Origin of the sequence: Rahnella sp. GSA61A (genome assembly GCF_019969905.1) — a bacterium.
GTDB classification, from domain to species: Bacteria; Pseudomonadota; Gammaproteobacteria; order Enterobacterales; family Enterobacteriaceae; genus Rahnella; species Rahnella aceris.
Map to the genome: position 1 here is coordinate 360,360 of NZ_JAHXYO010000002.1, position 14,877 is coordinate 375,236.

Consider the following 14,877-nt stretch of genomic DNA (forward strand, 5'->3'; position numbering starts at 1 on the left):
ATGTTTTTCTTAAAAATCAATGGGAGATATACATATATTATTTTCTTAGTTGGTACATAATAAAAGGTAATGTTAAAGTTGAAATATTTAAAACAATAGTCATCATTTGTAGTGTGACTGACAGCACGAAACATTTCACAAATACCTATATACATCTTTTCGTTTCTATATGTAATCAAAAGATAAAGCACGCAATTAATAAAGAGTGAAACTAATACAACATTGCGTAAATACTCATTCACTATATATAACCTCATATATTCCTTTGCCTATACTCCCCCCCAACTCGCCACCTAGTGAACCCGCAAATTCACCGGCAGCTATCGCCCCTGTAACACCGACTGCGGTACATAAAAGTGCTCCAGATCCCCCAACTTCTGCGGTTACTAATCCCAATGCAAACATACAAACAGTTGTAGAGAGTCCACCAACAGCCGGGCCAATAGCAGCGGACATTCCCACAGAACCAGTAAGAGCACCATATTCTGTGAAAGCGGTCTTAGTACAATCTGCTTCTCTGCCGATGGTGCAAGCATCATAGACTTTGTTAGTTGTACTACCGAAATCAAAAGCTATCCCGATGCACCCAAGTTTCTTCATGGCTTTTATAAGTTTAGCAGATTTCTCAATATATGTTGCGTATCCTTCAATGCTGCCGATACCTGTTTGAGTCCATTGGTGCATAATACTTCTACTTGAAAGCCCTAATGCTTTTCTTAAATCATTGTACTGAGCCATACCTAATTTGTCTTTCATAAAACTATTCAATATCAAATTTAACTTTTTAAATTGAATTGCTCTTTGTACGTAAAATTGTTGACCGATTAATGCACCGCTCGTTCTAAAAGCGTTCTGATAAGTTTTTTCTATGTCTGCTAATATATTTTCTATTTCTTCAAAGTATTTTTGGCCTATTTCAGATGCCACTCCAAACCCTTTATTTCCGACAGCCATAAATATATCAATCGTATCTTTATGTTTATGTAAAAAACTGGCTTCCTCCATAGTCAAATCACTTAATGCAGTATCAACTTTTGCTTTTGCTTTCTTCAAAGTTTCGATTTGTTTTGGATCTTGTTTATCAGGGTCTACTAATAAAAGAATAGACGCTGGTTTGATTGGCCCGCTGCCGTTGAGTGTATCGTATAATTCTCTTGCACCTGCTACAGGGTTATAAAATAAATAGTCACCAAAATCTTTTACATTCGCAGGTAAATCGACAATACAGAATCCAGCATCCACCGGTTCGCGTGGTGGTTTATCCTCTTTTAGAGGGGAAGCTGGTGCCGATTCTGGTTTAGTTTCAGTAACCATCTGTTTCTTTGCCGCCTGTGCGTGTTGCTCAGGTTCATTGACAGTGGTTTTCTGTGACGCCATTTTCGGCGGTTCAGGATAGTAACTGGATGAAAATTCACTTGCGAATAATCTAGATCGACATGGGCAACCGGCGAAACTTTCAAGTGTGCCAATACAAGGAATACCATCGCAAGTGTAGTTTTGTATTCCACCAAACAGATTAAATTCACCTTCGTTTTCACCGCATGTCACTTTATCTCCTACACGAGCTAAATTTAGTCCGTGATGTATAATACGACTTGTTGCACTTACTACTTTTCCGCCGCATGATGTCTTATCACCAAGACGAATAAAATATCCGAGCATTGCCATACTTGTTTATCCTTTTCAGTATGAAGTGATCCATTTTTCTTTGTTAATTGAGTAATGCGAAATACAATCAAAATCGTTTATTTTCTCATTTTTAGATCTTTCAATTTTATCAATGGCAGTATGGGCAACTTGCATTAAATGTGCACTGTCTAATGCGTTTTGTTTTTTTATTTCCTCACAATAATCAGCGTAATAATCTTTCCAGTAATCATTTATTTGTTGAAAAAGTGTGTTTTCAAATTTCAGCGTAATTGGAGATAAAGAAGAGCTTTCTTTTTCTATTTTGAGACCTTGCATAAAACTTCTGGTTCGTAAACTACCGCTGGTAAATATAAGAGACTCTTTGCTATCTACGCTGAAACCGAATGCAATATATATTGAATATGTCTCTGTCAGTGGAGCTACATCAATCATCATTTCAGTCACGCTGACATCATTGAAAGGGTAAACATTCCAATCCTCGTTTGCCCCTTTATTTAATATGAAGGTATATATCAAAGCATCCAGTTTAGAAGTGAATAACAACAAACCATTTTTATCGGGAGTTGGGCCTGTTGACCAGACGGGTTCCAGCCAGTGAATGCCGTTTTCTCTGACTGATTTTTTTGCCACAACAAACATATCAAGAGGGGCAAGATGGAAATGATCACCGGGAGCATAGAAATAGAGACGTTTTGTCGTGTGAGGCATAATGATTACCGTTCTGTGGATAAAACGATAATATACACCTATACTTTATGTGGAAATAATGCCAAATTTCAATAAATTCAATGAGTAAGATTTATCCTGTGAATTGTAGTTTCGAATAACGCTTGAACTATTTGTGCTCTTTTCTTCAAAACAGAAATTAGTTTGTATAAGATTTATTTGCTGGATATAAAACAGGATATAAATTCATAATAGAAAATTAATATCCTTGATATTCAATATGATGTGTAGGCTATCCTCCTCCTTCGCAGGGGGAGGAGAAAAGCAGATCATTCCTCGCTGAATCCAAGCGCCACCCCAAGCCCGTCCGCTGCCCGGACAGACACACGGTTAACGTCATCCCTGAAAGGTATTTCCCCGACCCGTAAACTATTCCGTACTGCCTCCAGCGACCGCGTGGCGAATTCCAGTCCGACCATGCGGGCGCTGCCGTTCTCGCCTTCCGGCACAATGCCGAATTCGGCGGCGGCTTGCTCCGGTGTGATAAACCGGACGGTGGCGCGGCCTGCGCGCAGCACGACTTCCTGCGGTTTGAACTCCAGCGCACTGACACCAAACAATTCGCCATACACCTGAGCGGCTTCCTGCGGATTTGCCGCAGAAATCACGAAACCGGTGATATCGGCAACACCGTTCGGGTGGTGTTGCCATTCGTTGCGCCACACCAGTTCCGGCGTCAGATGATGACAAAAGAAACTGCGGCCATTCGGTACGCGGCTGGCGGCCAGCGGTACGGTGCGGAATCGCGCATTCGGTGAAGTGCCGTCGTTGAGCCCGACGGGGCGGAAGAACTCCGCCGGTGCGGAACCGGCAATATCTTGCTGTTGCAGATGTTCGTATACCGCCGATGAATTCTGCGTTTTCCACACCAGACCGGTCAGGCCAAGCGGTGCCTGCCACAGGTCTTTGCGGGTGTGAGCGTTGCCCGGCTCATAGCCGAGCAGTTCAAGATAGTTTTCGCCGAAAATCGCCAGATGATTGCTGGATCCCAGCGAGTGATGCCCGCGCGGCGTGAGATGAAACCCCAGACGGCGGAACTGCTGCCCGGCCTGATCCAGTTGTTCGGCGACGTTGATCACCACGTGATCAAGCTGCGGGCGAAGGGGCTGCGAATGTTGTGCTTCAGTCATTAAACGGTTCTCCCAGCGTTAACATCAGACGGTTTGCCCAGGCGAAGAACGTCGCAGACTGCGCCAGATCGACAATCTCCAGCTCACTTAAACCTTGCTCGCGCAGCGCCGCAATGTGCTGCTCAGTGGCGACCGGTGGGGTAGCGGAAAGCGCGGCGGCGAAATCAATTTCAGCCTGCCAGCGCGGAGATTGTTCTTTGCTGAGAATGCCGCCCGGCGGGGTGTCGATCAGACGCTGGACATCTTCCGTCTGTTTGGAAAGCTGGCTGGCTTTGCGCGAATGCACCGAGGCGCAATAAATACAGCCGTTAATTTTGCTGGCAACCGTCGCCGCCAGTTCGCGCTCTTTGCGCGGCAACCCGCCGGAGGTATAGAAAATCCCTTTGTCGGTCAGCGTGCGCTGTTCGAGTACCGGTAAATTACGACCTAACAGGCGGAAATAGTCAGAATCGGTATGGCCGAATTTCGCCAGAATAGCCTGCTGGGCTTCATCAAATTCTTCCAGTTTTTTTGCCGGGATCCACGGCTCCCAGCCCAGTTCTTCCTGGGTAAAGGCCTGCGGTGCATCGCGGCCGCTGTGGGTATTGGGTTCGGTGCGCCAGAACGCGGCACCGACCTGCTTATTGCTGCCGTTCTCTACCGGCTTGCCGCCAATCAACCGGTAGCTGCGCAGCACACGGCTCTGGAAACTGACGAAAGCGATCAGTTGCGACAGTGTGACAATGGCATCCACCGACCAGCCGGCTTTTTTCAGTGCCTGCAAATGCGCCGGCGTCGCGCTGGCGGGTTTGAAGCTCAGACGTTCACCGTGGGTCAGTGCCGCGTCGAGGCGCGCGGTTTCGTCGATATCCGGCAAATCCTGCAAACGCTCGGAATAGTGGTTAGTCAGCTGCGAATCGCCGTGCCAGCGCGCGACGTTTTGCGCCAGCCGCAGGCGCTCAGCCAGTGAGAAATCCACGCCATCCTGTTCGGTAAACAGCGCGTCATAGCTGCCCTGTGCGTGACGGGTGGCGGCGTCGCGGGTATCGCGAGCCTGTTTCAATGCGGAATCCGGGGCAATATCGGCCAGTTTTTCCAGCAGGTCGGTCGAATAGGTAGTCATAGGGCTTCCCTTGAGAATGAGGAATCGGCAGAAGAGGTGGAAACACTGCGCTGCGGTGTGCGGCGAACCCAGCCGAGCGCGGGCGCAACGTGACGGGCAATCAGTTCGATGGAACGTAAAATATACGGATGCGGCGGATCGATGGAATGCACCTGAAACGCCAGATCGGTGACGCGGGCCAGCGCGGTATCGGCCTGCAACGTTGCGGTCACCTGCGCTGGCGTGCCGAGATGCACGTCGAAGGCGCGGATGTAATCATCCAGCGTGTCGCCTTGCACCGTCTGTCCGCTGGCACGGTGATTTTCGGCCTGACGGCGTAAGCCTTTTTGCGCCAGCTCACGCGCTTCGTCGCCATTTTCGGTGACGAATGCGGTACGCGAACCCATGATGCGCGGCGCTACGCCGTCGGGCAGCGTATCCAGATAGGCATCAATGATCGGGTTTTGCAGCTCATCGAGACGCAAATCCGGCGCGTCCGCCGGACGTGGTTGGGTGCGCGAGAGCATCAGCCCGTCGCCGGATTTACCGGCACGTGCGCCGCCGTCCACCGAGAAAGTCGCCTGCCAGACGCGGTTCGCCAGTTGCGGCGCCGCCGGATATAAGCGGTTATCGGTGCCCGCCAGCGGTTCGCCGCGCCAGGCGGTGAGCAGGGTTTGCAGATTATTGCCAAATGCCGTACCGCGTTCGTGACTTTCCAGCCCGAACGGCGGGAAGGATGACGGTGTGCCGCCCGAGCCTAAACCAACCTCAAGCCGCCCGCCGGAGAGTAAATCCAGCACGGCAGTGTCTTCGGCAACGCGCAATGCGTTTTCCATCGGCAGGGTGATTACGCCGGTGCCGAGACGGATAAAGCGGGTATGCGCCGCGACCTGCGCAAGAAAAACCAGTGGCGCAGGCAGGCCGCCCTCGGCTTCATGAAAATGGTGCTGCGCGACCCACGCGGAATCAAAACCTAACCGTTCGGCATGAATGATTTGCTCGGTCGCCAGCCGGTAACGTTCCTGCGCACTGGTGTTGTCCAGCAGGCGGGTGAAAAATCCAAGACGTTTACTGCTCATAATGTCCCTCTTGTTTCATGGTCTGGTTTATGCGGCGCGGTGGCGACCGGGAATAGCATCGATAAGCTGGCGGGTGTAATCGCTGGACGGCAGGGCGAAAACGTCTTCCACCTTGCCGGAATCCACCTGCTGCCCGCGGTTTAACACCGAGACGCTGTGTGAGATTTGCCGGACGGTGGCCAGATCGTGCGAAATAAACAAATAGGTCAGGCCGAGTGAGTCCTGTAACTGCTGAAGTAACGTCAGGATTTGCGCCTGCACGGTGACGTCGAGCGCCGACGTGGCTTCATCAAGGATCAGCACTTTCGGCTCTAAAATCAGCGCGCGCGCAATCGCCACACGCTGGCGCTGACCGCCGGACAGTTCGCGAGGTTTACGGCTGAGTAATTCTTCCGGCAGCGCCACGCGGCGGGCGATATCCAGCACCCGTTCACGGCGCACGGCAGCCGGGATTTTTTCGAAATTCAGCAGCGGTTCTTCGATCACGCGAAACAGCGTTTGCGACGGATCCAGCGAGGCGAACGGGTTCTGATATACCAGTTGGATTTTCTTGCGTAACTGCCGCAAGGCTTCACCTTTTAGCCGTGTGATGTCTTCGCCGTCGATCAGTACGCGTCCGCTGTCCGGTTTCTGAAAACCGAGCAGAATGCGCGCCAGCGTGGTTTTGCCGGAGCCGGATTCGCCGACCAGCGAATGGGTGGTGCCGCGCGGAATGCTGAAAGAGACATGATCCACCGCGCGGAACGCCGCCTGATGTTTGCCACCCAGCGTGAAATCATGGGTGATGTTTTCGACCACCAGCACCGGATCTTCCGCTGCGCGAAGTTGTGCACGGTGACGGCCGGAAAGGGCCGGGGCATCGGCGAAAAGCTGGCGGGTGTAATCACTTTTCGGTGCATCCAGCACCTCGCGTGTGATGCCCTGTTCCTGCACTTTGCCGTGACGGAACACCAGCAACCGGTCGGCGCGTTCGGCAGCAATCGCCAGGTCATGTGTCACCAGTAACACGGCGGTGCCGGATTCGCGGCGCAGTTCGTCGATCAAATCCAGAATGCGTTTTTGCACTGTGACGTCCAGCGCGCTGGTCGGCTCATCGGCGATGATCAGCGCCGGTTGCAGCGCAATGGCAATGGCGATCAATACGCGCTGTTTCATGCCGCCGGAAAGCTCGTGCGGATACTGTTTCGCCCGTTGCTCAGGGTGCGAAAGACCGACGCGTGACAGCAGTTCCACCACGCGGGCGTCGCGCTGCACACGCGGCAGGCGCTGATGGATATCGAGAATTTCCGCCACCTGCGAACCGATGGTTTTCACCGGATCCAGCGAACTGGTCGGATCCTGCGGAATGAGGCTGATGCGCGCACCGCGCAGGGCATCAAGACGGCGCTGCGACCACTGGCTGATGTCGGAGCCGTTCAGACGGATTTCGCCCTGTTCGATATGGCCGTTCTCTGCCAGCAGGCCAATAATCGCCTGTGCGGTGGTGGTTTTCCCTGAGCCGGATTCGCCGACCAGCGCCAGCACCTCCCCGGCGTTAATGGAAAACGATACGTTATGCACCACCGGTTTGCCGTCGTAGGCAATCGATACGTTTTCCAGTTCGAGAACCGGCGGAGCGTCATGCGTAAAAGTGGCCTGTGCGTTCATCGCGTTCTCCTGCGTAATGACTGGCTGATGCGGTTGGCGGAAAGCACCACTAAAACCACCACCACGCCGGGGAAAGTGGTCAGCCACCAGGCGGTGGAAATGTAATTGCGGCCTTCGGCAATCAGTAACCCCCATTCCGGTGTCGGCGGTGGCGTGCCATAACCGAGAAAACTCAGGGTGGAAATCGCCAGAATCGCGCTGCCAAACTGCAACGCCGAGAAGGCGATCACTGAGGTCAGCGAGTTGGGCAAAATGTGTCGCCACAAAACAGAGAAGAAGGAACCGCCGCTGCCGTACGCGGCTTCGACGTAATCGCTGTGACGTACCAGCACCACTTCGGCACGTGCCAGGCGGGCGAAGTTGGCAACCGACGTCACACCGACGGCAATCGCCGCATGAACCGTGCCGAAGCCGAGCAGAATAATCACGCTCAGTGACAACAGCAGGCCGGGAATTGACAGCAATACGTCATTGATGCGCATGACAATGGCATCCACCAGACCGCCGCTGGCACCCGCCGCCAGCCCTAGCGCGGTGCCGAACACCAGCCCGAGCGCCACCGCAACCAGTGCGCCGGAAAGGGAATGCGATGCGCCATACACAATGCGCGCGTACACATCGCGGCCGAGCTGATCCGTGCCCAGCCAGTGTCCGGCCTGCGGCGCCAGACGCTGCGCACCGGCAATCCCTTCGGTACCGCTGTAATCCGTAAATAAGCCGGGGGCAATCGCCCACAAAATGACGGTCGCCATCACCAGCCAGGCGAGAATTAACCCCGGTTGCAGGCGGGCAGGTTTCCAGCGGCGGCGCTGTGTCACCGGCAACGACAGAATGCTTTTGCCAAGCGGTAAGCTGCTCATGCGGTGGCTCCTCCTGAATGTTTAGAGGCAGAGGTTTTAAGGCGCGGGTCGAGCAACGGATACAGCAAATCGACCAGTAAATTGATGCCAACAAAGGCGGCGGCGGAAATCACCACAATCGCCTGCAACACGGCGACATCCTGATTATTCACTGCCTGCTGGGTCAGTTGCCCGAGGCCGTTAAGACCGAAGACGGTTTCGGTGATCAGCGCTCCGGCAATCAGTTCGCCAAACAGCAAACCGGCAATGGTCAGCGCCGGAAGCAGGGCGTTGCGCGCCACATGACGCCACAACACGCCGCTGCGGCTGGCACCTTTGGCGCGGGCGACGGCGACAAACGGCTGGGTTTGCACCTGATCAATACTGCGGATGAGGATCTGCGCCAGCGGCGCGGAAATCGGTACCGCCAGGGTGATAACCGGCAGAATCAGCCCGACCCATTCACCCGGATTAATCACCGGGATCCAGCGCAGATGGAACGAGAAAAACTGAATCAGCGCGATGCCCAGCCAGAAGGTCGGGATGGAAATAAACAGCGACGGCACCGCCTGCAAAGCATTTTTCAGCCAGCCGAAATGCAGCAGGCTGGAGAGAAATGCCAGCGCAAAAGCCACCACGGCGGCCAGAGCAAAACCCATCAGCGCCAGACGCAGTGTCGGCGGAAAGTTGCTGCTGAGTAATTCGGTGACCGGTACGCCAGCCTGAATCGAGTAACCCAGATCCCCGCGCAGAAAATTGCCCAGCGTATGCAGATATTGTTGCCAGACCGGCACATCCGCGCCGTAAGCGGCACGCATATCGGCGATTTGTGCCGGGCTTAATCCCATGTCCGGGTTCTGGAATTTAATCAGAATCGCGTCACCGGGCAGCACCTGCAACAGGATGAAGGAGACGGTAAACGCCGCCCACAACACCAGCAAAGCCTGCCCGAATCGACCGCTCACGTATCGGCTCATGATTTACTCCCCGTCTGTTAATGCTTTTCCAGCCATGCGCCGTAGAAGCTCGGACGCCCGACCGCTTCAAAGCTTACGCCTTTGAAATACGGCGCACCGGCAAACACCTGCGGCTCTTCGAAAATCGGAATGACATACGCCTGATCGAGCAGGTAGTTCTGCACGTCACCGGTCAGTTCAAGCCGTTTTTTCGGATCGACTTCGGCAGAAATCGCGGTCAGCAGATCGTTAAGTTTGTCGTCACGGAAGCTTTTCACCTTGCTGCTCAGGCCGCCTTTTTGCAGCAGCGCATCGCGGTTGGTCGGGTAGAAGGAGCTTTTGATGACGTCCGGATCGGCGCGTCCGACTTCCACCACGTTAGCCGGGGTTTTCTCCGGATCGAGGTTATCCGCCACACGGCTGCCCGCGTCGCCCGCCAGAATATTCAGCTTCGCGCCGACCTGGCTCCATTGCTGGGAAACCAGTTGCAACACCTCTTTGTTCTGCGGCTGTGGCAGCGATTCATAAATAGTCAGTGACAGCGTTTTGCCCTCTTTCTGGCGGATGCCGTCCGGGCCTGGTTTCCAGCCCGCCTCATCGAGCAGCTTTTTGGACAGCGTCGGGTCGTAGGTCAGTTTGTGGCTCAGATCGACATAACCGGCCGCCGTTTTGGCAATCACCGAAGTGGCCTGCGGATAGTTTGGTGAGAACAGTGTATCGACCACCTGTTTGCTGTTGGTGGCGTGCAGCAGCGCCTGACGCACTTTCAGATCCGACACCAGCGCGTTGTCCGGCCGGAACGATATGCTGTCGTTAACGCCTTTGGTCGGCGCGGCATAAAGCGGGAAGCTCTGGTCTTTGGCCTGTTTCTCGTCATACGCCTGAACCTGACGGATGAAATCAGCCTGACCCGCCAGCAGTGCGCCGATACGCACGCTGTCTTCACCGGTCACGATCACTTTGATGCCGTCAAGATTCGCGCGACCCTGCTGTTTAAGGTTTTTCGGCCCCCAGTTGTAATCCTTGCGGGCAGTCAGATCGACTTCACGCCCCAGCGTTTCTTTGCTGACCACAAACGGGCCGGAACCGATGATGTGCGTGGCGTCGCCCAGCGCATCAAAATTACGATCCAGCGTGCTCAGCGACACCAGACCGGAGCCAATGGTTGCCGTGCCCTGCAGGAATCCCGGCGAGGATTTTTTGAAATAGAACTTCACGGTCAGCGGATCAACCACTTCGCTGTGGTCATAATTGTTGATGACTTCGGAGACCGGCAGGTGATGCTCTTTGTTGCCCAGACCGTAAGTATCAAAGTTTTTGGCGACCGCGTTGGCATCGAGCGGCGTGCCGTCGGAGAAGGTCACGCCCGGACGCAGTTTAAAGGTGTATTCGGTTTTATCAGAGTTGAATGACCAGGATTCGGCAATCCAGGGTTCAATCTCCAGCGTCTTCGGATTCTGGTAAGTCAGTTTGTCGGTGATCTGATTGAGTATGCCGCCGTTCGGGTAGAAGCCACCTGCGGGCGGATAGAGGTTGGTGTGCGCCTGCTGTTCAAGATAAATCAGCGTGCCGCCCTGAACCGGTGTGCCGTCGGCGGCGATGGCAGAAAACGTGCTGGTGAGAAGTGCCCCTAAAGCCAGTGCGCGGGTCACCGCGTTAATCCGGCGAATGTTCTTCATCGTTAAACCCTTTTTCTTATTGGTCATGGTGACAGGTGATGACTTTGGCGTGCTTAGAACCAAAGTGCTGAGCCCATAACAAACCAATTTAAGAGGGAGGTGAACGAAGGAATTTTGCAATCGTTAGCTGGAAACGGCATTAGGGAAAATGTGCGGGAGGCAGAAAGAAAAAAACCAGCGGCTAATCCGGACGGGTGGACCGGCTAACCGCTGGCGATCATCAAAAATGATGAGCTAAGGAGAAACTGAGGTCGTCAGTGATCTTTTAATGCAGCTTCTGTGCCAGCTTTTATTTCAGGCTGAATTTTTGCCTGTTTGCTGCGACTCAGGAAGGCATTGAGCAAAATGGCACCAAACGTGGCTGTGCCGATGCCGCCCATGCTGAAGCCGCCCAGGCTCAGGGTAAAGTTGCCTGCGCCCAGTACCAGCGTGACTGCCACCATGATCAAATTTCCGTTAAGTCCCAGATCCACCTGGTTTTGTACCCAGATGCGGGCACCTGCCACAGCAATCAGTCCGAACACCACAATCGATGCGCCGCCGAGTACCGGCCCCGGAATGGTGTGGATCAGTGCACCAAACTTGGGCGAGAAGCCCAACACAATGGCAACAATCGCCGCAGCAACAAAAATCAGCGTGGAGTAAATCTTGGTGACCGCCATCACGCCGATGTTTTCGGCATAAGTCGTGACACCGGTGCCGCCCGCCGAGGCGGAAAGTAAGGTTGCCAGACCGTCACCGACAAACGCGCGGCCCATGTACGGGTCGAGATTTTTGCCGGTCATACCGGCCACGGCTTTAATGTGGCCCAGGTTTTCCGCCACCAGAATTACCGCCACTGGCGCAATCATCAGCATGGCGTGAGAACTGAACACCGGCGTGGTGATGGCCGGGATGCCAAACCACGGCGCCTGTGCCACAGCGCTGAAATCTACCGGTGCGCCCAGCCCGAGGCCGTTGGTAATGACCATGTAAATCAGGTACGCCGCCACCAGACCGAGCAACAATAACAGGCGCTGCACCAGGCCGCGGGTGAACACCGCCACCGAGCCGATACACAGCACGGTCATTACCGCCATCCAGCTGTCAAATGACGAGGCCGACACGCTGTTAATGGCAATCGGCGCGAGGTTCAGACCAATTGCCATCACCACCGCACCGGTGACGACCGGCGGCATCAGACGTTCAATCCAGCGCGTACCGGCTGCCATCACCACAAAACCGATCAATGTATAAATCACGCCGCAGGCAATAATGCCCCCCAGCGCCACGCCGATATTCGGGTTCGCACCATGGCCGCTGTAGCCGGTCACGGCGATCACCAGCCCGACAAACGCGGCGCTGGAACCGAGATAACTGGGTACGCGTCCGCCGACCACCAGGAAGAACAGCAGGGTGCCGATGCCCGACATCAAAATCGCCATGTTGGCATCAAAACCCATCAGCAATGGCATTAACACGGTGGCACCAAACATCGCCACCGTATGTTGCAGCCCCATGATTACTGTCGATCCGAACGGCAATCGTTCATCCGGTGCGATCACCGCGCCATCCAGATTGCCTTCTCTTTTACGCCATTGTGGAAACCAGGTATTTGCCATGCACGACCCTTACTAAGTTGAGGATTGAGTTATCAGGCTATCTGACGCATCAGCGGGTGATAGCGCCGGTCGAAATACACCAGTCCGTGGCTGTCGTCGTTGCGTCGTAACGCAACGGCTTCACAAAACAAAATGTCGTGGGTGCCGACGCTGGTGATTTGCGTGACTTTGCAGTCAAACGACACCAGCGCGTCGGTGAGGATCGGCGAGCCGGTGGCGAGGCGTTCCCACTCAGCGGCTTCAAAGCGTTGCTCCGTCGGCGTTTTTCCACCGAATAAATTGGACAGTGACTCATGGCAATCAGCCAGCGTGTTAACGCACAGCACCTGATTCTCTTTGAAGACCGGATACACCGACGCTGAGCGGTTCAGGCAGACCAGCAATGTCGGCGGCGAATCGGTGACGCTGCATACGGCGGAGGCGGTGAAACCTGCACGTCCGCCGGGGCCGTCGGTGGTGATGATGTTGACGGCTGAGCCGAGGCGCGCCATCGCATCGCGGTACTCTTGTTTTTCAACGGCGGCTTGTTTCTCAACGGCAGCGTGTTTCTCGACGACTGGCATATCGGGAACAGGCAGTGTGGCGTTCAGGGTGGATGGCATGGTCGTGTCCTCAAATTTTTTCATTGATGCTTACAGCACGCGGCAGGCGCGGTCGAAATCAAGGCGCGGTGCACGCGGATACACTTTGCTGTGATCGCCGTAACCGATGTTGATCAGGAAATTAGATTTCCAGCCTTCCTGCGCCAGAAATGTTTCATCGACTCTGGCGTTGTCAAAACCGGACATCGGCCCGGTATCCAGCCCGAGGGAGCGGCAGGCCATGATCAGGTACGCGGCCTGCAAGCTGCTGTTGCGAAATGCCGTGTCGTGCGCCAGTTGCGGGCTGGAGGTGAACCACGAACGGGCATCGCCGGAGGGATACAGTTCCGTCAGCAGTTCGTAAAATTCCGGATCCCAGGCAATGATCGCCGTCACCGGCGCAGTCATGGTTTTTTTCAGATTGCCGCCCGAAAGCGCCGGAGCCAGTTTTTCTTTCGCCTCCGGACTCTGAATAAACACGATGCGCAGCGGGCTGCAGTTGGCCGAGGTCGGCCCCATGCGTGCCAGTTGGTAAATCGTTTTCAGTTGTTCGCTGGTGACCGGTTTATCCAGCCAGCCGTTGTGCGTGCGGGCTTCGGTGAATAAGGTTGCCAGCGCGGTGGCGGTTAATGCTTCGGCCATGATGTCTCCGTGGGCAGGTGACCGGACGGCGTAGCGGACGCTTGCGATGAGTGCCGCAGCAGCCAGTCCAGTAAAATCGGGTTAAAGGTTTCCGGATCGGTCACGCTCATGGCGTGGCCGCCGTACAGCATTTGCGTGTGTTCGCCGTTAGGCAGACGGGAAGCGAGATCGACCGAACGCGACCACGGCACCAGCAAATCGTCTTTACAACTGAAAGCCAGCGTCGGGGTGATCACTTGTCCAAGCGACGCCGTCAGGTCTGAATTCATCAGCGCCTGCAAACGGTGCAGCAGGTTTTCCATCCCCTGAAAATGCGCCACCTGATGCTGGCGCTCTTCCTGCAATAACGCGTCATGTTCAGAAAGCCAGTCACCCGGATACAGAAACAGCGGCTGCGCCTGCACGTAGGCATCGACCCCGCTGTTGAGCAGTAAATTCTGCCGCACTTCAAAGCAGCGCCGCGTCTGGCTGTCGAGCTTCGTCCAGCCGTTAATCACCACCAGACTTTGCAACAACGCCGGATAACGCAGGGCAAGATGCAGGCCGATAATGCCGCCGAGCGCGTGACCGACCAGATGACAGCGGCTGATATCCAGCCCGTTGAGCATACCCGCCAGTTCATCGGCCATGTCTTCCATCCGGTAACCGGCGGGCACCGTGCCCTGACTGACGCCGGTACCGTGCTGGTCATAGACCACCACGCGGAAATGCTCCGCGAGCATGGTCAGTTGCGGCTGCCAGAAACCACCGGAACCGCCGAGGCCGGAGGAAAGCACGACGGTTTCTGCATCAGCATTTTTCTTACCCAGTACCTTGTAATACATGCTGTTACCTCAGGGAGTTCAGGACAGGTTCCATCGCACGGATTATTTGCCGATATGGGCAATCGAGGCGATTTCAATCAGCGCATCCGGTTTCACCAGCCCGCACTGAATGCAGAACCGTGCCGGTTTTTCGCCCGGGAAGTATTCGGCGTAAACCTGATTTACCGCACCGTAGTTCGCCCAGTCGGTGATGAAAATTGAATTCATGGTGACGTCATCCATTGTGCCGCCCGCGGTTTCGATCACCTTTTTGATGATCTCCAGTACGTGGCGGGTTTGCGCCGCGGCATCGCCGACATGCACGACATTGTTGTCTTTATCAAACGGCAACGTGCCGGAAACATACACCACGCCATCGGCGAGGGTGCCCGGAACAAAAGGTGCCAGCGGAACGCCGCTGCCAGCCGGAATAATGGCGCTTTTAGGCATGGTTAATTGTCCT

Annotated in this window: 14 protein-coding genes; all 14 read right to left on the reverse strand. The window is 54.6% G+C overall.

What is annotated here, in order from left to right:
• Window positions 1-234: 234 nt before the first annotated feature.
• Window positions 235-1,668 carry a PAAR domain-containing protein gene (locus LC431_RS03800; protein ID WP_223509286.1) on the reverse strand — a complete coding sequence of 478 codons (1,434 nt, stop codon included), beginning with the start codon at window positions 1,666-1,668 and terminating at the stop codon, window positions 235-237.
• 15 nt (window positions 1,669-1,683) lie between these two features.
• A complete protein-coding gene (locus LC431_RS03805; RefSeq protein ID WP_223509288.1) occupies window positions 1,684-2,358 on the reverse strand; it encodes a hypothetical protein in 675 nt (224 codons plus the stop codon).
• Between the two features lie 287 nt (window positions 2,359-2,645).
• Window positions 2,646-3,506, reverse strand: coding sequence for a VOC family protein (locus tag LC431_RS03810; RefSeq protein ID WP_013576320.1), 861 nt, complete (start codon window positions 3,504-3,506; stop codon window positions 2,646-2,648).
• On the reverse strand, window positions 3,499-4,608 hold the full coding sequence (locus tag LC431_RS03815) for an alkylhydroperoxidase domain protein (RefSeq protein ID WP_223509290.1): 1,110 nt from the start codon (window positions 4,606-4,608) through the stop codon (window positions 3,499-3,501). Before LC431_RS03815 ends, LC431_RS03810 begins: the two co-directional genes overlap by 8 nt.
• Window positions 4,605-5,666 carry a putative FMN-dependent luciferase-like monooxygenase gene (locus LC431_RS03820; RefSeq protein ID WP_112151631.1) on the reverse strand — a complete coding sequence of 354 codons (1,062 nt, stop codon included), beginning with the start codon at window positions 5,664-5,666 and terminating at the stop codon, window positions 4,605-4,607. The genes LC431_RS03815 and LC431_RS03820 overlap by 4 nt, the downstream gene beginning before the upstream one ends.
• 27 nt (window positions 5,667-5,693) lie before the next feature.
• Window positions 5,694-7,313, reverse strand: coding sequence for an ABC transporter ATP-binding protein (locus LC431_RS03825; protein ID WP_153374683.1), 1,620 nt, complete (start codon window positions 7,311-7,313; stop codon window positions 5,694-5,696).
• Complete coding sequence (locus tag LC431_RS03830; protein WP_126125041.1) at window positions 7,310-8,173, reverse strand: ABC transporter permease; 864 nt, start codon at window positions 8,171-8,173, stop codon at window positions 7,310-7,312. Before LC431_RS03830 ends, LC431_RS03825 begins: the two co-directional genes overlap by 4 nt.
• Entirely contained in the window at window positions 8,170-9,129 is a 960-nt protein-coding gene (locus LC431_RS03835) for an ABC transporter permease (protein ID WP_013576315.1), read from the reverse strand. Before LC431_RS03835 ends, LC431_RS03830 begins: the two co-directional genes overlap by 4 nt.
• Window positions 9,130-9,146: 17 nt before the next feature.
• Window positions 9,147-10,787: a TIGR04028 family ABC transporter substrate-binding protein gene (locus LC431_RS03840; protein ID WP_223509292.1), complete on the reverse strand. Its 1,641-nt coding sequence runs from the start codon at window positions 10,785-10,787 to the stop codon at window positions 9,147-9,149.
• A gap of 254 nt (window positions 10,788-11,041) precedes the next feature.
• Entirely contained in the window at window positions 11,042-12,388 is a 1,347-nt protein-coding gene (rutG, locus tag LC431_RS03845; protein WP_015690210.1) for a pyrimidine utilization transport protein G, read from the reverse strand.
• Between the two features lie 32 nt (window positions 12,389-12,420).
• Entirely contained in the window at window positions 12,421-12,951 is a 531-nt protein-coding gene (gene rutF / locus LC431_RS03850; RefSeq protein WP_052300784.1) for an NADH-dependent FMN reductase RutF, read from the reverse strand.
• A gap of 69 nt (window positions 12,952-13,020) precedes the next feature.
• A complete protein-coding gene (locus LC431_RS03855; protein ID WP_015690208.1) occupies window positions 13,021-13,611 on the reverse strand; it encodes a malonic semialdehyde reductase in 591 nt (196 codons plus the stop codon).
• Window positions 13,596-14,435, reverse strand: a complete 840-nt coding sequence (gene rutD / locus LC431_RS03860; RefSeq protein WP_013576310.1) for a pyrimidine utilization protein D — start codon at window positions 14,433-14,435, stop codon at window positions 13,596-13,598. Before rutD ends, LC431_RS03855 begins: the two co-directional genes overlap by 16 nt.
• Before the next feature lie 42 nt (window positions 14,436-14,477).
• Complete coding sequence (rutC, locus tag LC431_RS03865; RefSeq protein WP_013576309.1) at window positions 14,478-14,864, reverse strand: pyrimidine utilization protein C; 387 nt, start codon at window positions 14,862-14,864, stop codon at window positions 14,478-14,480.
• Window positions 14,865-14,877: the final 13 nt, after the last annotated feature.

Excerpts from the sequence above, each read along its gene's own strand:
- LC431_RS03855 (WP_015690208.1), bottom strand. The coding sequence starts at position 13,611 with ATGGCCGAAGCATTAACCGCCACCGCGCTGGCAACCTTATTCACCGAA.
- LC431_RS03815 (WP_223509290.1), bottom strand. The coding sequence starts at position 4,608 with ATGACTACCTATTCGACCGACCTGCTGGAAAAACTGGCCGATATTGCC.
- LC431_RS03800 (WP_223509286.1), bottom strand. The coding sequence starts at position 1,668 with ATGGCAATGCTCGGATATTTTATTCGTCTTGGTGATAAGACATCATGC.
- rutG (WP_015690210.1), bottom strand. The coding sequence starts at position 12,388 with ATGGCAAATACCTGGTTTCCACAATGGCGTAAAAGAGAAGGCAATCTG.
- LC431_RS03835 (WP_013576315.1), bottom strand. The coding sequence starts at position 9,129 with ATGAGCCGATACGTGAGCGGTCGATTCGGGCAGGCTTTGCTGGTGTTG.
- rutC (WP_013576309.1), bottom strand. The coding sequence starts at position 14,864 with ATGCCTAAAAGCGCCATTATTCCGGCTGGCAGCGGCGTTCCGCTGGCA.
- LC431_RS03830 (WP_126125041.1), bottom strand. The coding sequence starts at position 8,173 with ATGAGCAGCTTACCGCTTGGCAAAAGCATTCTGTCGTTGCCGGTGACA.
- LC431_RS03805 (WP_223509288.1), bottom strand. The coding sequence starts at position 2,358 with ATGCCTCACACGACAAAACGTCTCTATTTCTATGCTCCCGGTGATCAT.
- LC431_RS03820 (WP_112151631.1), bottom strand. The coding sequence starts at position 5,666 with ATGAGCAGTAAACGTCTTGGATTTTTCACCCGCCTGCTGGACAACACC.
- rutF (WP_052300784.1), bottom strand. The coding sequence starts at position 12,951 with ATGCCAGTCGTCGAGAAACACGCTGCCGTTGAGAAACAAGCCGCCGTT.
- LC431_RS03825 (WP_153374683.1), bottom strand. The coding sequence starts at position 7,313 with ATGAACGCACAGGCCACTTTTACGCATGACGCTCCGCCGGTTCTCGAA.
- rutD (WP_013576310.1), bottom strand. The coding sequence starts at position 14,435 with ATGTATTACAAGGTACTGGGTAAGAAAAATGCTGATGCAGAAACCGTC.
- LC431_RS03840 (WP_223509292.1), bottom strand. The coding sequence starts at position 10,787 with ATGAAGAACATTCGCCGGATTAACGCGGTGACCCGCGCACTGGCTTTA.
- LC431_RS03810 (WP_013576320.1), bottom strand. The coding sequence starts at position 3,506 with ATGACTGAAGCACAACATTCGCAGCCCCTTCGCCCGCAGCTTGATCAC.